Consider the following 21,674-nt stretch of genomic DNA (forward strand, 5'->3'; position numbering starts at 1 on the left):
GATTGACCACCTCGTGGGTCGCGTCGTCGGTGATGTCCGTGCCGTCGAACCGAATCCGCCCGTCGGTGACGTCGTAGAGGCCCATGATGCAGTTGAACACCGTGGACTTCCCCGACCCGTTCGGGCCGATCAGGCCGACGATCTCGCCGCGCTCGACGGACAGCGAGAAGTCGTCGACGGCGATCAGGCCGCCGAACGTCTTCGTGAGGCCGTCGACCTCGAGGAGGCTCACTCGCGATCACCTCCGACCGCGCCAACGGCGTGCCAGATCCAGCGGAAGAGCCCGTTGCGGGCGAACACGAGGACGAGCAGGACCAGCAGCCAGAGCATGACCCAGCGCGTCGAGTGACCGAACCACAGCCGCAGGATCTCGTCGCGCAACAGCACGAAGAGGAACGCGCCGCCGATCGGGCCGAGGACGGAGCTCATGCCGCCGATGACCGCCATCGCGATCATCTCGATGCTCCGGTCGACGACGACGAAGGTCGCGGGGTCGACGTTCCCGCCGAAGTGGGCCAGCAGGACGCCGCCGATCCCCATCGTGATCGAACTGAGCGCGAACGACCAGAGCTTGAATTTCGTCGGGTCGAGTCCGGCCGCCGACACGGCGCGTTCGTTCTCGCGGATCGCGACGAGCACGGTCCCGACGTTCGACCTGGCCACGACGGTGAGTGCGGCCGCGACGAGTAACATCGGGACGAGCATGAGGTAGTATCGCTCGGTGAAGTCCCAGGTGAACACCTCGACGGCCTGGAACCCGTTTTCGCCGCCGAGGGTCTCGCTGAACCCGATCGTCAGCCGGTAGAACAGGAGCACGGCGACGAACGTGACCAGCGAGAAGTACGGCCCCGACAGGCGCAGCGAGGGCAGGCCGATGAGCAGGCCGAGCACCAGCGCCGCGAGGATCGAGACCGGGATGGTGACCCAGAAGCTCGGCACCGGACTGAGGTTGACGGCCAGCAGCGCCGTCGTGTAGCCGGCCGTGGCCGACAGCGCCGAGTGGCCGAAGCTGATGTAGCCGGTGTAGCCGCTCTGGATGTCCCAGCCCATCGCGAAGACCGCCCAGATGCAGGCGACCGCGAGCGTCCGCATGTAGTTGCCGACGAACAGCGGTGCCCACATCGGAACGGTCGCGAGCGCGACGAGCGCCGCGACGAGCAGCCCAAGCTGGAGCCCCGTCACCTCGCCGACGTATGAGCCGAGGAACCGGTTGAAGAGGTTCGCGCCGGGTCGCAGCGCGCGGTCGATCGGCGAGAGGACGCGGGCAGCGGCCCGCCCGCTCGGGAGCAGGATCGTTTGCCGAACCGTACTGCGCAGCCGTCCGATCCGTCTGACGCGTTCACTCATGGACGTATTCCCTCCCGTACAGCCCCTGCGGAAGCAGGAACAGTACGACCAGTAGGATGACCAGCGAGAGGATCCCGCGGAAGCTCTGTCCCAGCATCGAGACGGTCAACGTCTCGGTGTAGCCGATCAGGTAGGCGGCGACGATCGACCCCTTGATCGAGCCGATACCCCCGATCACCACGATGATGAAGGCCAGCGCGAGCGGGTTCAGCCACATCAGCGGCGTGGCGGCCTGGTCGCCGCCGAGAAAGATTCCCGCGAGGCCCGCGAGCCCGCCGGCGATCAACCACGTGCGGGTCCGGACGGAGTGGAGATCGACGCCGGTGAGCTGTGCCCCCCGCTCGCTCATCGACGCGGCGAGGATGGAGCGGCCGCCGTCGGTCTGGGTGATGTAGTACCACAGCAGCCCGATAGCGATCCAGGAGAGCGCGAACCCGGCTAGATCGTTGTACGAGACGGACGTGCCCGCGATGCTGGCCTGGCCGCGGACGACCGTGTAGGCGTACGGCTGGTCGCCGAAGATGCCGAGCGCGATCTCGGTCGTCATGGTGGCGACGACGACCGTCGCGAGGAATGTGATCACGGGATCGTCCTCGATGTAGCGGACCAGTCCGGCGTACAGCCCGTACGACGCCAGCCCGATAGCGCCGACCGCGAGCGGGAAGACGAGGAGTCGCGGTAACGCGACCGACTCCCAGATCACGTCGCGGTTGAGGATCACGAACACGTACGCGCCGGCCATGATCAGGGCGCCGTGGGCGAGGTTCAACACGCCGCCGACGCCGAAGATCATGGTGAACCCGATGGCGATGAGCGCGTAGAGCGCGCTGATCATCGCGCCGGTGATCAGTATCGAGAGGAGCGAGTCGAGCATGCCTAGCCCATCCACTCGGGTTGTACGTGGTCTGCCGTCCGGTACTGTTCGGGGTAGACGCACTCGAGGTCGCCCCCGGGTCGCCACTGGGTGATCGGGAAGTTCGTGATCTCGTCGTTCTCGCCGCGCTCCTCCTGGACGTCGTGGGGGTAGTCGTCGCCCTCGCCGTAGAACGAGATCTCGCCGGCGGTCCCCGTGTACTCCAGCCCGAGCATCGCGTCGACGATGCCGTCGAGGTCGCTCTCGTAGTCGGCCGTGCCGGCCTCCTCGACGGCCTCCCGGTACAGGTAGACCGCGTCGTAGGTGTTGAACCCCATGTACATCGGGAGGTCGGGCGCGTCGTCGTCGCCCTCGGTGAACGACTGGTACGCGTCGACGAAGTCGAGGGTCTTGTCCGTGATGTCGGTCGTGCCGGCGGCGCCCGACTGCGAGGTCGTCTCGAAGGTCGCGGTCTCCTGAGAGAGTTCGTAGAAGTCGGGCGTCATGGACGCGACGTGGATCCCCTCGATGCCGAACTCGGCCTGACGCTGGTGCCAGCTCGCGAGCATGTCCGTCGCGATGATGTGGGCGAAAAAGCGAAAGACGGCGTCCGGATCTTCGGACTCGAGATCGTTCATCACCGTGCTGAAATCGTCGATACCGGTCGACAGCTCCGACTCGTAGACGACGTCGTAGCCGCGCGATTCCAGCTCACCGGGCAGGTTGTTCGTGAACGGGTCCGTCCACGCGGCGTCGTCCGCGAGATAGGCGAACGTGTTCCAGCCGTGGCGGTCCGAGAGGTAGTCGGCGTAGCCGCCCATCGCCTCGGCCTGGAAGTACGAGTTGATCGGACCGGAGCGGAAGATGTTCTTGTTCGCCTCGTAGTCCGAGCCGGTGGAGTTCTCGATGATCGCCGGCGAAGCCGACCCGGTGACGATATACGGGACGTTATTCTCGGCGATCATGTCCATGATGTTGAGCGAGACCTCACTGGAGAAGGTGCCGACGAGTAAATCGACGTTCTCCTGGTTGATCAGCCGCGACGCCTCGTCCTGGGCGGTCGACGGATCGGAGCGCGTGTTCGCGCTGACGATCTCGACGTCTTCGTCCCGGATCCCACCCTCCTCGTTAATCTCTTCGGCCGCCAGTTCGGCGCTCCGCTCGGAACCGATCCCCTGCGTGTTCTCCAGTGGCGCGAGGTGACCGACCGTAAACCCCTCGTCGCCGCCGCCCCCGATACAGCCGGCGACCGTCGTCGCTACGGCGCCGACACCCGCGGCGCCGATGAACCGCCGACGTCCGACGGAAATCTTACCAGTTCTATCTGATCTGAGCGTATTGTTATCGTCGTTATCCATTGGCTGTCACTCTGTTACCGATTCTCATCCACCACTTCAGATTCTCCAACAATAAAGATGAGGGTCGTTAGCAAGGAGCGAGTGAGTAGTGTAACCGTGTGAAAGACTATCTACTACAGAAATGGATACCTACCGACCCGGACGAACGCCGGCGCTTCAGACGATCTCTCGCGGAGAAACGCGCTCGGTAATCAACCGATACGCTCCGTCTTCGAGGGTGACCGCTCCTTCGTGACGGAGGTGATCGAGGTGGGCGAAGGCCTTGCCGGGTCCGTGGAGGATGTGGATCCCCTCGAGGTCGCCGAACAGGTGTTCGCTCACCGTCCAGGCGTCGGCCGGGCCGTGTTCGTCCAGCACGTCGACGACGTTCCCGGCCCGCTCGCGGTGGTGGTCGACGATCTCGCGGGCGCGGGCGGTCGGATCCTCGATCGGGTCCCGGTGGCCGGGCCAGACGCGGTCGTAGTCGCGCTCGGCCAATCGCTCGAGCGTCTGCAGGTACCGCTTCAGCGGCCGATCGACGCGGACGTCGGCGCCGCCGACGTTGGGCGTGTACACCGGCAGGAGGGCGTCACCGACGACGGCCTCGCGGCCGCCGTCCAGTTCGAAACAGCAGAGTCCCGCCGCGTGACCCGGCGCGTGAACAGCCTCGAGTCGACGGCCGCCGACCTCGAGGACGTCTCCGTCCGCGATCGGCGTGACGTCGGCGGGTTCGCCCTCGATGTGCGACGACGCCTCGAAAAAGTCCAGCAACTCCGCCCGCTCGTCCTCGGGGACGCCCCACTCCTCGAGCAGTTCCCGACGTCGTCGCTCGACGGCGGCCACCGCGTCGCTATCGCCCTCGACCAGCGGTGCGTCGGCCTCGTGGACGTAAACTGTCGCGTCGCTTTCGGCCTGAATCTCGCCGGCCAGTCCCGCGTGATCGACGTGGAAGTGAGTGAGCACGATCGCGTCGACGTCCGCGAACGCGTCGCCGCGTTCGGCCAGTCCGTCCCGCAAGTCTTCGCGGACGCCCGGCGTCGCGATCCCGGTATCGACGAGCGCGAGGTCGTCGCCGTCGGCGGCTCCGCCGCCTTCACGAGACACCTCCGGAGTCTCGCCGCCTGCGAGCACGTAGGCGTTATTTCGGCCCTCGAACTCCTCGTTACCCAGCCGTATTCGATCCATACCGGGACACAACTCCCTGATCGTTCATAATTTTCCGGGTCGTGACCGCCGGCACATCGTGCTCGTTCGTCGGTCGGAACCCCGTCCGCTCCGGTCGGTCGCTCCTGGCGAAACGCCGCGGGCCGGAACGGACGACCCGCTTGCCACCAGCGTAACATATACCCTGGTATTCCCACACAGGAACAGTATGCCGGACATTCTGACCGACGTGACGAGCGAGTATCTCGCATCGATGGAACCGCCCGCCGACGACCTCGTCGCGGAAATGGAGACCCACGCGGCCGAGGACGGTATCCCGATCGCCAGCCGCTCGGTCGCGACGCTGCAGGCGATCCTCGCCCGCGGGACCGATGCCGACCGCGCGCTCGAGTTCGGAACCGCCATCGGCTACTCGACGCTGCACGTCGCCCGAACCGGTACCGACGTCGTCACGACCGAGGTCGACGGCGAGCGGATCGACGCCGCCGTCGATTACCTCGAGCGCGACGGCATCGACGTCACCGTGACCGACGATCCAACGACAATCGACGCCGAACCCACCGGAGACGGGACCGTGTTCATCGTCGAGGGCCCCGCTCTGGAGACGGTGCCGCGACTCGACGGCCCGTTCGATCTCGTCTTCCTTGACGCTATCAAGTCGGAGTACGAGGAGTATCTGGCCGAATCGCTGTCGCTGTTGACGGCGGGCGGGATGGTCGTCGCGGACAACCTCCTCCGCGGCGGTCGGGTCGCTGCAGCTGCGGCGGACACCGAGACCGAGGATATCGAAGCGGAATACGGCTCGTCGGTAGCCGCGCTTCGCGAGTTCAACGAGGTGTTCGTCGACCACGACGCCCTCGAGGCGGTCATCACGCCCCAGGGCGACGGGACCGGCGTCGCCGTCAAAACGTCGGACGCGCCGTGAGCGCGGTTACTCGAGTTCGGCTCGCAGCAACTGGTTGACGTCGCCGGGGTCCGCACTCCCTCCCGTTTTCTGCATGACCTGGCCGACGAGGAAGTTGATCGCGCCGTCGTCGCCGCTCTCGTAGTCGTCGACGGCGTCGGGGTTCTCGTCGATGGCCTCGACGACGGCCTGCTGGACCTCGTCTTCGCCCGTTTTGCCCAGGCCCTCCTGTTCGACGATCTCGTCCGGCGCCGCGCCGTCGTCGAGCATCGACCGGAGGACGGTCTCGCGGGCGTTCTTCGCCGTGATCTCGTCCTCGGCGACGAGTTCGACGAGCCGGGAGACCTCCTCGAGGCGGCCCGCGATGTCCGTGATCTCCATGTCGCGGTAGTTGAGTTCGCCCAGCAGGTTGTCCGCGACCCACGTCGCCGCGAGGTCGGGGTCGAACTCGCCGGCGACGTCCTCGTAGAAGTCCGCGACCTGCTTGGTCGACGTGAGCTTCGAGGCGGCCTCCTCGCTCAAGCCGTACTCCGCCTGGAACCGCTCGCGGCGGGCCGAGGGGAGTTCCGGGATCGAAATCTCGTCCTTCCAGCCCGAGACGCGCAGCGGCGGCAGGTCGGCCTCCTCGAAGTAGCGGTAGTCCTTCTCCTCTTCCTTCGAGCGCATCGAGACCGTGATCCCGCGGGACTCGTCCCAGTGGCGGGTCTCCTGCTCGACCGCGCGGCCGCGCTGGATGGCGTTCTTCTGGCGGGTCTCCTCGTAGGCCAGGGCCTTCTCCGCACCCTTGTGGCTCGAGATGTTCTTGACCTCCGTCCGGTTGGCGGCCTCGAGCGCGTCCATCCCGATCTCGTCGGTGTCGTCGCCGTCGATCTCCTCCTCGGGGATGATCGAGAGGTTGGCGTCGATGCGCAGGCTGCCGTCGCGTTCCGCGTCGAAGACGCCCAGGTACTCGAGGACTTCCTCGAGTTCGGCCAGGAAGGCGCGCACCTCCGCGGGGCTGCGGAAGTCCGGCGCCGTGACGATCTCCATCAGCGGCGTCCCCGCGCGGTTGTAGTCGACGAGGGTGTACTCCGCGGAGTCGATGCCGCCACCGCCGCCGACGTGCTGGAGGCTGCCCGGGTCCTCCTCCAGGTGGGCCCGTTCGATCGCTACCGTCCGACGCTCGCCCTCGACGGCGACCTCGAGTTCGCCGTCGGCGCAGATCGGCTCGTCGTACTGGGTGATCTGGAAGTTCTTGGGCAGGTCGGGGTAGTAGTAGTTCTTCCGGTGGAATCGGGTCTCCTCGGGGATGTCGGCGTCGATCGCTTTCCCGATCTTGACGGCGGCCTCGACGGCGGCCTCGTTCAGGACGGGCAGTGCGCCTGGCAGGCCGAGACAGACCGGGCAGACGTTCTCGTTGGGCTCGTCGGTCTGTTCGGTCGCACAGCCACAGAAGATCTTCGTGTCGGTCTCCAGCTGGACGTGGACCTCGAGGCCGATGACGGTCACGAGGTCGCCCTGCTGGACGGTCTGGGCAGTCATTGACGGCGATTCGGGCCCGCGGGGGTAAAACGTAACGGGACGGACCGGCGCGGGTTCGCGGCCCGACTCGAAGTTCGCGAGCGATTACCGGTCGCGATCGAACTTCCGCTGGGTCTCCGTCAGCTCCGCCGATTCCTCGAGCATCCGTTCCGCGTCGGCTGCGCGCCGGTGCTGTGGCGACGTGATCGGGTCACCGGAGCCCTCGATCCGTTCGTCGGGGTCCTCGACGGCGATCCGTTCGCGCAGACGGGCAATTAGACGAGCGATCATACTCGAAACATGTAGCTCCACAAATAAAATAGTACGCGACCGTCTCGTCGCACCGTTGCGGGTCGCAGCGCGCGGACGTTCGGGCCGGTCCTCGGGAGTATCGCTGACCGAGACGGTCGCGAAACGTCAGTACTGCCGTTCGAACACCGTCCCCGACTCGCCGACGACCAGTTGCGGCGACCGGGCAGTGCCGAGCGCGACCGACCGCAGTTCGTTCCCCGGCCGGAGGTCGGTGAGTTCGGTCCAGCCGTCGAAGCTGCGCTCGTAGATCACTCCCGCCGACGAGACCGCCAGCGCGGTGTCGCGGTCTCGAGCCAGCGCCGCGATCGGCTGCTCGCCCAGCGTCGTTCGCGACCAGTCGACGCCGTTGTAGGTGTAGACGACGCCGTTGCCGCCGGCGACCGAGACGTGACCGCTGTCCGTCGCCGCGACCGCCGCGAAGTCGACTCCCGCGCCCTCGAGCCCGATGCGGCTCCACGAGACCCCGCCGTCTCGCGACTCGAAGACGCCGCCGTCGGTGTCGACGACGTAGCCGTACGCCAGCGGCGTGAGGTCGATGTCGGTGACGCTCGAGCCGCTGCCGGGCTTCGTCACCTCGCCCCACGCGACGTCTGCGCCGTCGCGTCGACCGCGGAGGAGTTCGCCGGAGCTGTTGATGGCCGTGAGTCGCTCGTCGCCGGCCAGCCCGGCCGCCGCGATGGCCGTCCACGACGTCGTCTTCTCCTTCGGGGCCGAGAAGTCGACGGCTTGGTCGGCGACGACGTCGTAGAGCCCGAGCGCGCCGCTGTCGCCGGCGACCCACAGCGCCCGGCCGTTACTCGTGACCGCCGCGGAGCGCAGCCCGTCGCCCGCCTCGGAGAGTCCGTTTTCGAGCCGAACGGTCCAGTCGCCGCCGTCCCGGGCGAGGACGACCCCGTCCTCGCCGACGGCGTAGGCCCCCGTCGCGGTCTGGGCCACGTCGTACAGCGCCGCGTCGGTGGGGACGTCGGCGGCGATCCACTCGCTGTCGGTGTCGGCACAGCCGGCGAGCGAGAGCGTTCCGGCCGCCGTTCCGACCGCGGCGAGGACGGCGCGCCGGGTGCGTGGGCGTCCGGTCACCGGTCGTCCTCGCTCTCGCTCGAGGGCTCGTCGTCGGTCGGCGTTCCGGCGCCGCTCGATCCCGTCGCGCTCCCGGCGTGGCTCGAGTCCGTTCTACCCTCCGGTTCGGCCGGGCGGATCGCGCCGCGGACGTCGTACGAGCGGTGGAACTCGCCCGGCGGCGTGAACGCGCCGGGCGCGGAGGTCCGCTTGAGGACCGCCGAGATCCGAACGACGTAGGCGAACAGCACCGCAAGCGGGCTGAACGCGACTCCGAGCACGGCGCTCACGAGCACGAGCAGCCACCCCTCGAAGGCGACGGGCGGGTAGCCGCTCGCGTAGATCATGATGACCAGCGTCGAGAGCAGGATCGCGGCGGTCCCGCTGTAGGTGATCAGCCGCGACAGCCGCGCGAGTTCGCGCTGGAGGTAGATCGTCGTGAAGTACTGCCTGGTCGCGTCCGCGGTGACGAACAGCTCCCGCAGTTCCTCGAGGAGCGCGGCGGACCGACTCGACAGGTCCTCGTCGAACCGGCGACCCAGCCGACGCGCCTCGTTGGCGGCGCCAGCGTAGTCGTGGTCGATCGTCGGCAGGACGACGGCGAACACCGACGTCGTTTCGCCGGTGAGCCGGGCGGAGAGGTCGCTGGTGTGTTCGCGCGTGCGTTCCGCGAAGCGACAGACCGACTCGAGCGCGGAGATCGGGGTGTCGTCGACGGCGTCGTCCACCCGACTGCGCTTGCTGCCGTCGCCCGCACTCGAGGCGTCCCCGCACTGGGTGGCGAGTTCGTCGGCCCGGCTCCCGAGCGTGCCGGCCAACCGAGCGAGGAACGGGGCGGGATCGGTCGGGCTGACGCCGTCGCCCTCGGTCTGTCCCTCGACGCGGCTGCGGAACGCCTGGACGCCGTCGATGCGATCGGTGAGCCGATCGGGGGTCCCGAACAGCCGAGAGATGATCAACTGGTTGACCGCGACGACGATCGGAATGAACGAGAACAGCCCCGCGATCATCGTGCTAAACATCGTCGTGACGAACCGGCTCTCGCGGACGCCGATGACGTCGGTGACGCCGAGCACCAGGGCGATGGCGAAGACGCCCGCGACGAAGCCACTGACGATCACTCGCCGGTCGCCCTCGAGCAGGAGCCAGCGTCGCCACTCGCGGCGCGACGCCGTATCGGTCAGGTAACGGGCGCCGATCTGCCCACCAGTCCAGAGGATTCGGACGCCGACCGCCAGCGCGGCGACCGTCAGTCGGAGGACGTAGCCGATCAGCGACAGCCCGAGCGACGGCGCATCGCCGTCGCGCTCGGCCTCGCCTCGGTCGTCGGGTTCGGACTCGCCGCCGCGGTCGACGCCGCCTCCGTCGCGGTCGATTCGTTCGTCCGTTCCGTCACTCGAGCGGTCGCCGCCGTCGCTCGGCGCTGTACCTGATTTCGCGGTCGTCGCCTCGTCGTCGCGCGTGGAATCGTCAGTCATCGGTGTGGGATCGATCTCGAACGTTCAGAGGCCGCTGGAGACGGCCTCGAGCAATCGGAGCGCGCCCAGCAACAGCGCGAGCAACAGGACGATCCGTCGAATGATGGCGCCCCGCGTCGTCCTGATTCGGGAGCGGTCGGAGGGGTGGAAGCCGACGGTCCAGAGGGTCGCGATGGCGCCGACGTTGATCGCGATGAGGTTGACGGCGACGACGACCAGCGACCCGAGCACCGCCGCGGGTTCGCCCCACGCGACGCCGACGCCGACCACGCCGATCGGCGGCATGATCGCGGCCGCGATCATCACGCCGATGAGGTCCGTGATACCGGTCGTCGCCATCCCGAGCCCGCCGGCGATGCCCGAACAGACCGCGACGGTCACCAGCAGCGACGGCGGGAGGCCGTGACTGCCCAGTCCGAGGCTCGCCTCGAGGTCGACCGCGGCGGTGACCACCGACGACGTCCGCGCGAACGCCGCGAACGCGAGCGCGCTGGCCATCGCCACGCCGATACCGGCGAGCTGGAGTTCGACGCCGCGGACGAACAGCCGGCGCTCGTCGAGGACGGTCGCGACGCTCGAGGCCATCGCGGGGCCGAGCAGGGGGGCGATCACCATCGCGCCGACCAGCACCGCCAGCGAGTCCAGCAGGACGCCGGTGGTGGCGACGACGCCGCTGATCGCCGTCATCGCGGCGAAGATGACCAGCGAGGGCAGCTGCGATCGGGCCTTCGAGCGCAGTTCGCTCCGGGAGATTCGCTCGAAGGAGAGCCACTCGCCGCGTCCTTCGGTCGCGCCGTCCCACTCGCTGCCGACGATCGCCATCGGCTCCTCGACGACGACGGTGACGTTCCCGGCGACCGACTGAAGCTCGTCCACCAACGGTTCTACCGCGTGAGCGGGTGCGGGAACGGTGATTGTCCAGTCGTTGTCGTCGTCGTGACCGGCGAGGCTGTACTCGAGGTCGTGGCGATCGATGACCGCTCTGACCTCGCCGGTCGTCGACTGCGAGTCGGTGAGCACCGTCAAGAGGCGCATGTTCGACGTTCGCGCGCCGGGAGCGGTCCACCGATTCCCGTCGCGTTCGATCACAGTATCGCGAGTGCATCGGTTTCGGGGGTGGAATCCTCGGGGTACGTTTGTGCGAGCAGCGACCGGACGGTGTCCCTGATCGTCGCCAACCGATCGGCGCGGCGCTCACAGCACGACCCGCCACACCGAGCGATCGGTCCGTCGGGCCCTTCGGCGTAGGTCAGGCGGCCGCTACACTCCGGACACCGCGGTTCGACGTGGGCGCCCATCCAGTCGACGTCGAACCCGTCGCGAGCGAGTCGGTCTCCGAGGGCACACCAGACGATAACGTCGCGCTCTTGGCGGCCCGTCGCGCTCCGCTTGAGGCGGTCGAGGGCCAGCGCAGCGCGCCGATACAGTTCGTCGCTCTCGTCGGCGTGTCGGCGGTGACACCGACGGAAGTAGGTCAGGAGCGCGCGCCTCGAGGAGCGGCGTTTCCCCGTCGTCAGTGGGGCCTCGAGGGTCGCGTTCGGCGAGAGGTCGTCGGACTGTGGGACGCGTTCGGGGCGTCCCCGGTCGTCGTAGTGAACCTCTCGCGAGAGAGATGCGCCGCTGGTCGGACAGAATGCGTGTTTACCGATCATCGTTAGGGGGGTCGATCGAACCGCAGTGGGATTCGACCGGGGACGGGCCTAGCAGTGCCAGTGGTATAAGATGACACAATACTGAAGCCCGCTAAAATAAATTTATGTACTCATTTGTTTCGTGAACTTGCGAGCAGTGTTTTGTATGAAAATCTTGGATATTTGTACAACTTATGAGTAGGTGAACCGTACGACGGATGCACCATGCCAAGTGGTGATCTCATCTCCGTCGATTCGACCGACCGCGCGCCGTGGTACTGGTACGTCTTGATCGGCTATCCCGCGTTGAGTCTGCTCGGGATCGTCTCGCTGGCCCGACTGACCGGCGGCGGTTCGGTTCTGGCCACGAGTCTCGGCAGCGTCGCGCTGCTGATCGTCGTCGCCGCCGCCGGCGCCGTCACGCTGCCCGCGATCTGGCGCGACGTCGAGTTCATCGAGGCCGAAACCGACGCATGGACGCCCGACCGGCAGATCTACGTCGGCGCGGCCGTCGCCGCGCCGCTGTTCCTCGGCCTGCTGTCCGGACTGGCGGCCGGGTTCGGCGTCGCGCTCGCGATCGCCCTCGTCGCCTTCCTCCTCTCGACGGTCGCCGTCTGCGTGGCCTATCTCTACAATCGCCATCGAACGGTCGGACTGATGGCTCGCTGAGGACGACGCGTCGACGCCTCGGCTGCCACGCGACCGAGTCCGCTGAGAACCTCCCGCACTGGCCGCTTCCGGACCGTCCGTCCGCGCCGCGAGACGACCGATCGATCACACGTCCGCTCGCGCCCGACGCTCCGGTTCGTCGGTGCACATTCTCTAGGTTTCGTCCATATTTTTACGCCATAATCTATTAGGCTTCGATGTCGGAAGGCCCGGACGACGCGCCCTCGGCGCGGATGACCTCCCGGCCCACCAGCCCAGTCGCCACTATCCGCTGGCGGCCCGTCCCGACGTGCTGACCGATCGGCGACTCCGTTCTCGTTACTCCACTATGCACGCAGTCATCCACCCGGTTACCGACGCCCACAGCCTCGTGGCCGCGCAGACGCGACTGCTCGCCTCGCTGGCGGTAACGACGGTCGACTACGGACCGCTCCATTTCGCCACGGGCGCTCGCGGGCCGCCACTCGGTATCGGACCCGTCTCCCCGGCCCCGAACGAAGGGAGCCTCGAGTTCGCGGCCCGGCTCGCCGGCCTGCTCGGTGTGGTCCTGTTACGGCTCATCGAGGCCGCGATCATCGCCTTCGAGATGGCCTGGGAGACGTGGTGGGCGCTCGTCCTCGGGTTCACGATCACCGGCGCGGTCCAGGAGTTCGTCTCCGAAGACCGGCTCACCGACTACCTCGGCGACGACGGCTGGCGCGAGGTCGGCTACGGGACCCTCTTCGGCGCGTCGTCCTCGAGTTGCTCGTTCTCCGCGGTGGCGACGACCCGGTCGCTGTTCACCAAGGGCGCGTCGGCCGCGGCCAGTCTGGGCGCGTTCCAGTTCGCGAGCACCGACCTCGTGCTCGAACTCGCGCTGGTCGTCACGCTCCTGCTGGGCTGGCAGTTCGCCGCGGCGGAGATCGTCGGCGGCCTCGTCGCCGTCGCCGTCCTCGCGGTGGTGTACCGGCGGTTCGTCCCTCAATCGTGGATCGAGCGCGCTCGAGCACACGCGCGGTCGCTACAGGAGATCGAGTGTGCGACCTGCGGGATGGCCGCGGACCCGACCGACGAGGAGACCATCGCGGCTGAGTTCGACGGCGAGCGGCGACACTTCTGCTGTGGCGGCTGTCGCAACGCGTACGATCCGTCGACCGATCGCGACCCCGTTACGGCGGGCCCCGAACTGCTGTCGGGCGATCGCTGGCGGTCGGCGACCGCGAACGCGATCCGCGAGTGGGACATGCTCTGGCGGGACGTCGTCCTCGGTTTCGCCATCGCCGGCCTGCTGGCCGCGTTCGTGCCGACCGCGTGGTGGACCGCCGTCTTCGGCGTCGGTGCCGAGGGCAGCGTCCTGCGGCTCGTCTCGAACGTCGTCCTCGGCGCCGTCGTCGGCGTGGTGACGTTCCTCTGTTCGATCGGCAACGTCCCCTTCGCGGTCGTGCTCTGGCAGAACGGCGTCTCCTTCGGCGGCGTGCTCGCGTTCATCTTCGCGGATCTGGTGATCCTGCCGCTGGTCCGTACCTACCGGCGGTACTACGGCACCCGGATGGCCGCCGTGATCGCTGGCGCGTTCTTCCTCGCGGCGGTCGTCGCCGGCCTCGTCGTCGAACTCATCTTCGGCGCGCTCGGCCTCGTTCCGCCCGCGGGCGCGGCCGGCGGCACGGTGTCGGGGACGTACACGGCGCTGTTCAACGTCGTCGCCGTCCCGATTTTCGCCGTACAGGTGTACGTCGCCCTCGAGCCCGAGCAGCGCGTTCGCATCGGAAACCGCCTCGCACCCCACATCGCCGGGATCATCATCCGCACCCAGCAGTTCCTCGAGCGGATCGCCTACGCGCTCGAGGACCGCGGGCTGAAGTGAGGTCTCAACCGCCGACCGTTTGCCGACGTTCGACTACCGCGAGCCGATCGCGATAGCCGTCTCCCGTTCCAGTATCCATGACCCAACACCCGACAGACGCCGCCGACCGCACCGATCCGATCCGGATCGTCTGTCTCGTCGCGCTCGCGACGAGCCACGGGCTGATCCGCCTCGCCGAACGATACCTCCCCGAGTTCGTCGTCGCGATCGGCTCCGGGCCGATCGTCGCCGGCGCGCTGGTGTCGCTCGGATTGGGCGTCGCCGTCGCGGCGTCCCGGCACTCGAGCGACGCCGACGCCGGTCCGACGAGCGACCTCGCGCCCGCCGCGGCCGCGGTGGCGTCGGTGCTCGTCGCCGCGGTCGGCCTCCTCGCGTGGGCGGGTGCGCCGACGCTCGACGCCCTGCTGGGAACGCCGCTGTCGGCGCTGGGGTGGCTCGCGGTCGGGATCGTCCTCCTGCAGGCGTGGCACGTCCGCGGCCCCGTGCGGGACCTGTGGCCGACCGATACGCGCGCGGCGGCACCGCCCTCGAGCGCGGTGCCCGCTCGCGACGAGGCGTCGATTCGGCGCGGAGCCGTCGACGGACGACGAACGCGGACCGTCGTCGGCGCGCTCGGCCTCGCCGCGGCGGCCGTGTTCGCTGCGGCCGCCGTCGCGAGCGCCGGCGGGGTCCGCACGGGCTTCGTCCTCGTCGCCGCGACCGGCGCTGCGGTCGCCCTCGTCGGCGCGATCGCACTGGGTTCCGCGGGGGAGCGAACGTCGATCCTCACCGCGCGAGTGCTCGGCGAGGGCCTCGAGGGGAGCAACCGAGACGGCGAGAGTGAGGCGCGCAGAAACGAGACGACCACCGCTGCGCCAGCCGACGCGGAGTCTCCGCTCGGCGCGGTCAGCAGCGCCGCCTCGAGACTCCCCGACCGCCGTCGCTGGGCGGTCATCGGCGACGCCCTCGTTCGGGTCGCCCTCGCTGGGAGCTGGCCGTTCCTGATCCTGCTGGTCGTCGAGTACCGATCGATCGGGCTCTCGATCGGCGGCCTCTCGCTGGCGCCGGCCGCCGTCTTCGGCCTGTTCGTCCTCGCGGAGGCCGCGGGCGCGGTCGTCGGCGCGGTCGCCGCCCCCGCCCTCGCCTCGCGGCTCGACCGGCGCGCGGTGCTGGCCGTCGGTCTCGCCGTCGTCTCGCTGCTCCCGATGGGCCTCGTGGCGGCCCCGTCCAACGCCGGTATCGTCGCCGTCCTGTTCGCACTGCTGGGCTGTCGGACGGCGATCGAACCGCTCCGGCCGACCGTCGGCGAGAGTGCTCGCGTCGCCCCGGTTCCCGGCCCGCGGCTCCCCGACGCGGTCGGGACGGCGGTGCAGGTCGCCGTCGTCCCCGCACCGCTGATCGGCGGCCTGCTGTACGCGGTCGACCCGATCTTCGCGTTCACCATCGCGACGACGGTCGGCCTGCTGGGCGTTCGCGAACTGGGTCGGGCGTTCGCGTTCGGACGGCCGTGACTCGATCGATCGGCCGGTCGAACGTCGACCACCGACGGCTCGCCCGCTGGCACCTCGCGCTGGCGCTGGTGATGGGGCTGTGGGGCGGGCTCGACGCGCTGTTCCTGCGAACGGCGCTGGTCACGCCGACTCTCGGTCGGTTGACGGCTGAGACCTACAACGCCTTCTTCACGACCCACGGGCTGACGATGCTGTTCCTGTTCGCGCTGCCGGCGATCTGGGGCGTGTCCTACGTCGCCGTCCCCCCGCTGATCGAGGCCGACGACGTCGCCGCGCCGACCCTCGGCGCGGTCGCGTTCTGGCTGCAGGTCCCCGCGGCGCTGTCGATTCGGGCGGGCACGATCGGCGGCATCCTCGGCGTGGCGGGCCTCGAGCCGGTCGCCAGCGGGTGGACGCTGTATCCGCCACTGAGCGTGCTGTCGGCGAACCCGGCCGTCGACGCCCTCCTCGCCGGACTCGCGCTGGTCGCCGTCGGGACGACGCTGACGGCGTGGACGCTCCTCCGCACGATTCTGCGCGAGCGCGAGGTCCGGTGGCTCGAGGTCGACACGTTCACGTGGACGGTGCTGACCGCCGCGGCGATGTCCCTGCTGGCGTTTCCGGTGCTGGCGGCGACGGTCGCGCTCGTTCTCGCGGACCGGACGCTCGCCACCGGGTTCCTCCTCGGCGGCGGCGGGCCCCAGGTCTGGCAACACCTGTTCTGGTTCTTCGCCCATCCGCTGGTGTACATCGTGGTGTTGCCCCCGATGGGAATCGTCAGCCACGTGCTGCCGCGGTTCGCCGGCCGGAAGCTGTTCGGCCACCGCTCGTCCGTCTACTCGACGCTCGCGATCGGCGTCGTCTCGTTCACCGTCTGGGCCCACCACATGTTCGTGACCGGAATGAGCCTCCCCGTGCGGACGGTCTTCATGCTCACGACGCTGGCGGTGGCGCTCCCGAGCTCCGCGAAACTCTGTACGTGGCTCGTGACGCTATGGGGCGGTTCGATCCGGTACACCGCGCCGATGGTCGCGTCCCTCGCCGCCGTCGGCTTCTTCGTCGTCGGCGGCGTCACCGGCGTCTTCCTCGCCGTCGTGCCGATCAACGTCCGCTACACCGGGACCTACTATGTCGTCGCGCACTTCCACCTGCTGCTCGCCGGCTTCGTCGCGCTCGCGCTGGTCGCCGGCGTCTACTACTGGTTCCCCCTGCTCACCGACCGGCGCCTCGAGCCGGGGCTGGCCCGCCTGCACGTCTGGCTCACGGTCGTCGGCGTCGCGGTGACCTTCGGGGCGCTCCTGCTCGTCGGCCTCGCACAACTCCCGCGGCGCGTCGCGACCTATCCGGCGGCGTACGCGCCGCTGCACCAACTGGCGACCGTCGGCGCCTACGTGATCGCCGCCGCCCAGGCCGTCTTCCTCGCGAACCTCGCCCGATCGCTGTGGCTCGGCGATCCCGCTCCCAACGATCCGTGGGCCCTCGAATCGGGGCCGTCGCACACACGCGAATGGAAATAATTGCGCCGTCCCGTTCCGTCGTCGAGCTGACCAACTCCGACTCGAGTCCGCGCTCCCTGACGACCGAGTACGCCGATTGTCGCCCGCGATCGAACCGCGCCGCTGCTCGAGCGAGTCGCATCGCCCGCCAGCCACCGCAACTGCGTGCGGTCCGCAGACCTACGCAGCGCACCACGTTCACCCATGTCAACCACTGCAAGCACCGACGTCGCACTGATGCTCCTGCAACTGATCGCGGTGACGATCCCCGCGACCGTCGTCCTGATCGAACAGTTACGTCGGTCGGGGAACCTCGAGTGGCAGTTCCGGAAGCTGAGCTTCGGGCTCGTGCTCTCGAGTATCGGGCTGCTGCTCGCGGCCGCGACTGCCGTGATGGCCTACTTCGTCGCGAGCCTTCAGCTATCGGCCGCCATTTACGCCGGACTGATTCTCGTGATCCTCGGGTTGCCGCCCCTCGGGGCGTTCGTCGCCGTTCTCTACCGCGAACACCGGATGGAGTTCGGTCCCTGAAGGCCCTCGCTACGTCCGGACTCGGCCGGCTGCGGGTTCGACTCCCGCGCGTAGCTTCGGCGGCTTCGCCGCCGGTGACGAACCGATGCCCAGCCACCCACCGAGTGACACCGACGACAGTACCGAACCGATCTCCGACGAGCACGCGGAGCCGCGGCCGCTGGCGAACCTGACCGGGTTCAAACGTGATCAACTGTTCGTTATCCGAATGCTCGCGGAGCGAAACCCCCACGGACTCGTCATCAAGGACAAGCTCGACTGTTACTACGACGAGGAGATCAACCAGGGCCGACTCTACCAGAACCTGAGCGAACTCGTCGAAGAGGGTTACGTCGAGAAACACCCTCTCGACGGGCGAACCAACGCCTATCGTCCGAGCACGCGCGCCAACAGGCGTCTCGAGGAACACCACGAGTGGGAGCGCCGGTGCCTCTGCTGTGAGTCCCCATGACGGTCGCGCTCCCGCGGCGATCGCACCGACGGCGTTCGCCGCCGGGCGCGGTCGCGCGTTCCCGGACCATCGCCGGATCGTCCGTTCTGAGTCTGCACAGTGATCGTATCGATCGAACTCTCCGAGTAGACCGACGTCTGCCGAGCGGGTCGGTCGACCATAGTCCGTTGACCCTGACACGATGACAGCCTTTCACGACACCGACGACGAGACGACCCGAACCGATCCCGACCTCGCCGCCCCGTGGGCGTACGCGACGGCCGCGACGCGCCGTCTCGGCGTCCCCGACGGGATCGAACAGCGACTGCTCCACCCCCGCCAGCGCGAGCGGATTTCCGTGCCGTTCGAACGCGACGACGGCGCGCTCGACGTCTGCGAGGGGTACCGCGTCCGCCACGACGGCGTCCGCGGTTCCTTCCTCGGACCGCACCGGTACTACCCCGCGCTGAACGGGGACGACTGCGCCGGCCTCGCGGCCGCGACGACCGTCAGCGCGGCGATCGCCGACCTCCCGTTCGGCGGCGCCGCGGGCGGAGTCGCGGTCGATCCGACGGCGCTGTCCCAGGACGAACGCAGTCGACTCACCCGATCCTACGCGCACCGAATCGCGGGCGTCGACCGCGGCGACGACGTCCTCGTTCCGGAGGTCGGTACCGACCGGCGGACGATGGCCCGGTTCGCCGACGCCGTCGCCGACGACGTCGACGCCCCCCGAACCGCGGCCGTCGCCGGCAAACCGCCGGCCATCGGCGGCCTCCGGGAGATCGATCGGGCGGGCGGTCACGGCCTCGCGCACGTGACGCGGGAGGTCCTCGAGACCGACCGCGACCGACCGCTGGCCGACGCGACGATCGCGGTCTACGGCACTGCGGCCTGCGGCGTGGCGGCCGCTCGTCTGCTCGAGTTCCGGGGCGGCTCCGTCGTCGCCATGTCAAGCGACCGAGTCGGCCTCGTCGCTCCGGACGACGGCTCCGGGCTCGATACCAACCTCGTGCCCAGTTATCTCGAGCGTCCGGGCGCGCTCGCCGAGTACGACGACGGCACCGTGACCGGCACCGAGAACGTCCTCGAGTGCGACGCCGACGCGTTGGTTCTCGCGGCGCCGGCGACGACGATCACCGCCGACAACGCCGACGGCATCCGCGCCGACCTCGTCGTCGAAGGGACCGTCGGCGCCGTGACGCCGGACGGACAGCGCGCCCTCGAAGAGCGCGGTATCGACGTCGTCCCCGCCGTGCTCGCGACCGCGGGGCGGCCGATCGCGGCCCACCTCGAGTGGATCCGGACCGTCGGCCGCGATCGCATGAGCGACGCGCGCGTGACCAACGAGTTCGCCTACGCGCTGACCGACGCGGTCGAGGACGTTCGCGACCGCCGCGAGCGCTGCGATCTGAGTTGGCGGGCCGCGGCCTATAGCGTCGGCTGCTCCCGCGTCGCGGCGGCCCACGAGGTGATTCGGTGATCGACCGCCTCGACGACTCGCTGTCCGACGCCCTCGAGTGGCTCCAGCGGGTCGGCTCGCCCGGAACGGCCGACGACGCGAGCGAAGCGGGCAGCGACCGGACCGAAGCCGACGGCGACCGCCGATCCGCCGGCGACGACGGAGGGGAGGGAGACGCCGACGCCGCAAACCGAGCGAGCGACACGGACGCCGGCGACGGGACCGACGACCGCGGCGACTGGGAAGCCGTCGAGTCGCCGACGTCTCGGACCCTCCACGGCGTCGTCCACGGACAGGACGGCCCCTACGCCTGCGGCGAAGGTGGACTGCTGCTTCACCGAACCGGCGACGGCTGGCGGGTCGTCCTCGAGCGCGGCCCGGGCGTCTCGGAGAACACCCTGCGCTCGATCGCGGCGACCGACGACGGCTGTCGGCTCTGGTTCGCCGGCGACAGCGGCGCTCTCGGGTTCTACGACGTGGCCGACGGCCACCTCAGCGACTACTCCGCGCCGATGGAGAAGACGAGCACCTGGGAGGCCATCGCCGTCGCGGGCCGAACGGGCGAGGAACGCGTTCGCATCGCCAACGGCTCCGGCGAGGTCCTCGACTGCACCGTCGAGGACGGCTGTCCCGTCTGGGGCGAGGTCGTCGAACCCGGCGGCGGATCGACGATCCCCGGCATCACGGCGGGGCCGGACGGGTTCTACGCGATCGACACCAGCGGCGGCGCGTACCGCGAGGCCGCCGCCGGCGACGCGACCGCCGGCGGGACCGACGGTTCGACGGAGCGCGATCCGAGAGACGGCGAACCGGCAGATACGGAGCCCACCGACACCGAACCGACCGACGAGTGGGACCGGATCGGCGTCCGCAACGCACAGGTTGACTTCCAGGACGTCTGGGCCGGCGACGAGTCGGTGTTCATCGCCGGCGCCGACGGCATCGCCTACCGGTACGATCCCGACTGCGAGAACTGGACGCCGCTGCACGTCGGACAGGGCGCGCTGCAGGCGATCCGGTCGCGGGGCACCGACACGGTGGCGGTCGCCAACGGCGGCCGGATCTACGAGCGGGCGGCGAGCGTCCGCTGGACCGAACTGGACGCCCCGACCGAACAGTCGCTGCTGGGACTCGCGCTGGCTCGCTCGAGCGCTGACAGCGACGGCCTGGGAACCGTCCCCGTCGACGTCGCGGTCGGCGCCGGCGGCGCCATCCTCGAGTGCGGCCGCCGCGAGCGGCCGACCGACGGTGATCGCCGTGACTGAACGCCGGCCGTCCGCGATCGTATCGCACGTCGACCCCCACTTCGCCGCGTAACCGATGGCACCAGACATCTCACTCCCGTCGACCGATCGTCTCGACCTCGAGGTCCCGGCCCCCGAACTCCTCGTCCTCTCGCTGTCGGCCCTGCTGTGGCTCGTCCTCCTGCAGGGGTGGCTTCCCGGACTTGGCTCCCCGCCGGCGGGCCTCGAGGCGCCGATGAGCGCACCGGGCGTCCCCGAAGCGATCGCCGCGGCCAACGGCCTCGGCGGCGTCGCGGCGTACCTGCTGCTGTGGGGGACGATGATGCTGGCGATGATGCTCCCGTCGCTGCTCCCGGTCGTTCGGAAGATCCGCGAGGAGGTCTGTGCCAGTCGATCCGTGTTCGGATCCGCGATCGCCGCCTTTCTCGGCGCCTACGGCCTCGCGTGGACGCTCGTCGGCGCCGTCCCGCTGGCGGTTGCCGTTCTGGTCCCGATCCGTGCGCTGCTGACCGCCTCCGCGTTCGGCATCTCCGTCGCCGCGCTCGTCGTCGGCGGTCTGCTGGCGTTCGCCGGTGTCTACCAGCAGACGGCGCTGAAACGCGATCTGCTCGCTCGTTGTGGTCGCTGTCATTCGGTCCCTCATCGTCCCGAGTCCGCTCGAATGGCCCGCGACGGTCTCTCGTACGCCGCCAACTGTATCGGCTGTACGTGGCCGCTGTTCGCGCTGATGGTCGCGCTCGGGTCGATGAACGTCCTCGTCATGGTCGGGCTGACCCTCGTCGTCTCGATAGAGCGGCTCGCACCGGACGAGACCGCCGCCGCTCGCGCCCTCGGCGTCGTGCTACTCGGCGCCGCTGTCTTCACGCTCCTGTTCGGCGTGCCGGCCGTCTGAACGGTACCGGATCGCCGGCGCTCGTCGGTAGCTCGTCGGCGGTTCGGTTTCGACCG

General features: G+C 69.1%; 21 protein-coding genes. 10 read left to right on the forward strand and 11 right to left on the reverse strand.

What is annotated here, in order from left to right:
- The 5 genes from C477_RS20840 to C477_RS20860 all read right to left on the reverse strand — a co-directional run.
- Window positions 1-232, reverse strand: a 232-nt coding sequence (locus C477_RS20840; RefSeq protein WP_008896551.1) for an ATP-binding cassette domain-containing protein, incomplete at its 3' end; no start/stop codon positions are given.
- Window positions 229-1,347, reverse strand: coding sequence for a branched-chain amino acid ABC transporter permease (locus C477_RS20845; RefSeq protein WP_008896552.1), 1,119 nt, complete (start codon window positions 1,345-1,347; stop codon window positions 229-231). The genes C477_RS20840 and C477_RS20845, both read right to left, overlap by 4 nt.
- Complete coding sequence (locus tag C477_RS20850; protein ID WP_008896553.1) at window positions 1,340-2,221, reverse strand: branched-chain amino acid ABC transporter permease; 882 nt, start codon at window positions 2,219-2,221, stop codon at window positions 1,340-1,342. The genes C477_RS20845 and C477_RS20850 overlap by 8 nt, the downstream gene beginning before the upstream one ends.
- Before the next feature lie 2 nt (window positions 2,222-2,223).
- Complete coding sequence (locus C477_RS20855) at window positions 2,224-3,558, reverse strand: ABC transporter substrate-binding protein (RefSeq protein WP_008896554.1); 1,335 nt, start codon at window positions 3,556-3,558, stop codon at window positions 2,224-2,226.
- 156 nt (window positions 3,559-3,714) lie between these two features.
- Complete coding sequence (locus tag C477_RS20860; RefSeq protein WP_008896555.1) at window positions 3,715-4,722, reverse strand: MBL fold metallo-hydrolase; 1,008 nt, start codon at window positions 4,720-4,722, stop codon at window positions 3,715-3,717.
- A gap of 187 nt (window positions 4,723-4,909) precedes the next feature.
- Between C477_RS20860 and C477_RS20865 the strand changes: the two genes are divergently transcribed.
- Complete coding sequence (locus C477_RS20865; protein ID WP_008896556.1) at window positions 4,910-5,626, forward strand: O-methyltransferase; 717 nt, start codon at window positions 4,910-4,912, stop codon at window positions 5,624-5,626.
- A gap of 6 nt (window positions 5,627-5,632) precedes the next feature.
- On the opposite strand, the gene gatB is transcribed toward C477_RS20865, so the two are convergent.
- The 6 genes from gatB to C477_RS20895 all read right to left on the reverse strand — a co-directional run bounded on the left by gatB (window position 5,633) and on the right by C477_RS20895 (window position 11,603).
- On the reverse strand, window positions 5,633-7,126 hold the full coding sequence (gene gatB / locus C477_RS20870) for an Asp-tRNA(Asn)/Glu-tRNA(Gln) amidotransferase subunit GatB (RefSeq protein ID WP_008896557.1): 1,494 nt from the start codon (window positions 7,124-7,126) through the stop codon (window positions 5,633-5,635).
- Between the two features lie 84 nt (window positions 7,127-7,210).
- Complete coding sequence (locus C477_RS20875) at window positions 7,211-7,396, reverse strand: hypothetical protein (protein WP_008896558.1); 186 nt, start codon at window positions 7,394-7,396, stop codon at window positions 7,211-7,213.
- A 126-nt stretch (window positions 7,397-7,522) separates the two neighbouring features.
- Window positions 7,523-8,494 (reverse strand): sialidase family protein, encoded by a 972-nt coding sequence (locus tag C477_RS20880; RefSeq protein WP_008896559.1) that lies wholly within the window; start codon window positions 8,492-8,494, stop codon window positions 7,523-7,525.
- Window positions 8,491-9,951: a hypothetical protein gene (locus tag C477_RS20885; protein ID WP_008896560.1), complete on the reverse strand. Its 1,461-nt coding sequence runs from the start codon at window positions 9,949-9,951 to the stop codon at window positions 8,491-8,493. The genes C477_RS20880 and C477_RS20885 overlap by 4 nt, the downstream gene beginning before the upstream one ends.
- A gap of 24 nt (window positions 9,952-9,975) precedes the next feature.
- Window positions 9,976-11,040 (reverse strand): TIGR00341 family protein, encoded by a 1,065-nt coding sequence (locus C477_RS20890; RefSeq protein WP_008896561.1) that lies wholly within the window; start codon window positions 11,038-11,040, stop codon window positions 9,976-9,978.
- Window positions 11,037-11,603 (reverse strand): hypothetical protein, encoded by a 567-nt coding sequence (locus C477_RS20895; protein WP_008896562.1) that lies wholly within the window; start codon window positions 11,601-11,603, stop codon window positions 11,037-11,039. Before C477_RS20895 ends, C477_RS20890 begins: the two co-directional genes overlap by 4 nt.
- A gap of 204 nt (window positions 11,604-11,807) precedes the next feature.
- Between C477_RS20895 and C477_RS20900 the strand changes: the two genes are divergently transcribed.
- From C477_RS20900 to C477_RS20940, 9 genes are all read left to right on the forward strand, one after another.
- Window positions 11,808-12,251: a hypothetical protein gene (locus C477_RS20900; RefSeq protein WP_008896563.1), complete on the forward strand. Its 444-nt coding sequence runs from the start codon at window positions 11,808-11,810 to the stop codon at window positions 12,249-12,251.
- Between the two features lie 328 nt (window positions 12,252-12,579).
- Window positions 12,580-14,094 (forward strand): permease, encoded by a 1,515-nt coding sequence (locus tag C477_RS20905; protein WP_008896564.1) that lies wholly within the window; start codon window positions 12,580-12,582, stop codon window positions 14,092-14,094.
- A 77-nt stretch (window positions 14,095-14,171) separates the two neighbouring features.
- A complete protein-coding gene (locus C477_RS20910; RefSeq protein ID WP_008896565.1) occupies window positions 14,172-15,584 on the forward strand; it encodes an MFS transporter in 1,413 nt (470 codons plus the stop codon).
- Window positions 15,581-17,080 (forward strand): cytochrome c oxidase subunit I, encoded by a 1,500-nt coding sequence (locus C477_RS20915; protein ID WP_008896566.1) that lies wholly within the window; start codon window positions 15,581-15,583, stop codon window positions 17,078-17,080. Before C477_RS20910 ends, C477_RS20915 begins: the two co-directional genes overlap by 4 nt.
- A 183-nt stretch (window positions 17,081-17,263) precedes the next feature.
- Window positions 17,264-17,590 (forward strand): hypothetical protein, encoded by a 327-nt coding sequence (locus tag C477_RS20920; protein WP_049914747.1) that lies wholly within the window; start codon window positions 17,264-17,266, stop codon window positions 17,588-17,590.
- Between the two features lie 85 nt (window positions 17,591-17,675).
- Window positions 17,676-18,041, forward strand: coding sequence for a helix-turn-helix transcriptional regulator (locus tag C477_RS20925; protein ID WP_008896568.1), 366 nt, complete (start codon window positions 17,676-17,678; stop codon window positions 18,039-18,041).
- Between the two features lie 181 nt (window positions 18,042-18,222).
- Window positions 18,223-19,503 (forward strand): Glu/Leu/Phe/Val family dehydrogenase, encoded by a 1,281-nt coding sequence (locus C477_RS20930; protein ID WP_008896569.1) that lies wholly within the window; start codon window positions 18,223-18,225, stop codon window positions 19,501-19,503.
- On the forward strand, window positions 19,500-20,747 hold the full coding sequence (locus tag C477_RS20935; protein ID WP_008896570.1) for a hypothetical protein: 1,248 nt from the start codon (window positions 19,500-19,502) through the stop codon (window positions 20,745-20,747). The genes C477_RS20930 and C477_RS20935 overlap by 4 nt, the downstream gene beginning before the upstream one ends.
- Before the next feature lie 55 nt (window positions 20,748-20,802).
- Window positions 20,803-21,618: a DUF2182 domain-containing protein gene (locus C477_RS20940; protein WP_008896571.1), complete on the forward strand. Its 816-nt coding sequence runs from the start codon at window positions 20,803-20,805 to the stop codon at window positions 21,616-21,618.
- The last annotated feature ends 56 nt before the right edge of the window (window positions 21,619-21,674 follow it).

Source organism: Haloterrigena salina JCM 13891, assembly GCF_000337495.1.
Lineage (GTDB): Archaea > Halobacteriota > Halobacteria > Halobacteriales > Natrialbaceae > Haloterrigena > Haloterrigena salina.

Coding starts and splice junctions, on each gene's coding strand:
- gatB (WP_008896557.1), bottom strand. CDS start 7,126: ATGACTGCCCAGACCGTCCAGCAGGGCGACCTCGTGACCGTCATCGGC.
- C477_RS20920 (WP_049914747.1), top strand. CDS start 17,264: ATGTCAACCACTGCAAGCACCGACGTCGCACTGATGCTCCTGCAACTG.
- C477_RS20900 (WP_008896563.1), top strand. CDS start 11,808: ATGCCAAGTGGTGATCTCATCTCCGTCGATTCGACCGACCGCGCGCCG.
- C477_RS20875 (WP_008896558.1), bottom strand. CDS start 7,396: ATGATCGCTCGTCTAATTGCCCGTCTGCGCGAACGGATCGCCGTCGAG.
- C477_RS20865 (WP_008896556.1), top strand. CDS start 4,910: ATGCCGGACATTCTGACCGACGTGACGAGCGAGTATCTCGCATCGATG.
- C477_RS20855 (WP_008896554.1), bottom strand. CDS start 3,558: ATGGATAACGACGATAACAATACGCTCAGATCAGATAGAACTGGTAAG.
- C477_RS20905 (WP_008896564.1), top strand. CDS start 12,580: ATGCACGCAGTCATCCACCCGGTTACCGACGCCCACAGCCTCGTGGCC.
- C477_RS20885 (WP_008896560.1), bottom strand. CDS start 9,951: ATGACTGACGATTCCACGCGCGACGACGAGGCGACGACCGCGAAATCA.
- C477_RS20910 (WP_008896565.1), top strand. CDS start 14,172: ATGACCCAACACCCGACAGACGCCGCCGACCGCACCGATCCGATCCGG.
- C477_RS20845 (WP_008896552.1), bottom strand. CDS start 1,347: ATGAGTGAACGCGTCAGACGGATCGGACGGCTGCGCAGTACGGTTCGG.
- C477_RS20895 (WP_008896562.1), bottom strand. CDS start 11,603: ATGATCGGTAAACACGCATTCTGTCCGACCAGCGGCGCATCTCTCTCG.
- C477_RS20925 (WP_008896568.1), top strand. CDS start 17,676: ATGCCCAGCCACCCACCGAGTGACACCGACGACAGTACCGAACCGATC.
- C477_RS20930 (WP_008896569.1), top strand. CDS start 18,223: ATGACAGCCTTTCACGACACCGACGACGAGACGACCCGAACCGATCCC.
- C477_RS20860 (WP_008896555.1), bottom strand. CDS start 4,722: ATGGATCGAATACGGCTGGGTAACGAGGAGTTCGAGGGCCGAAATAAC.
- C477_RS20850 (WP_008896553.1), bottom strand. CDS start 2,221: ATGCTCGACTCGCTCCTCTCGATACTGATCACCGGCGCGATGATCAGC.
- C477_RS20940 (WP_008896571.1), top strand. CDS start 20,803: ATGGCACCAGACATCTCACTCCCGTCGACCGATCGTCTCGACCTCGAG.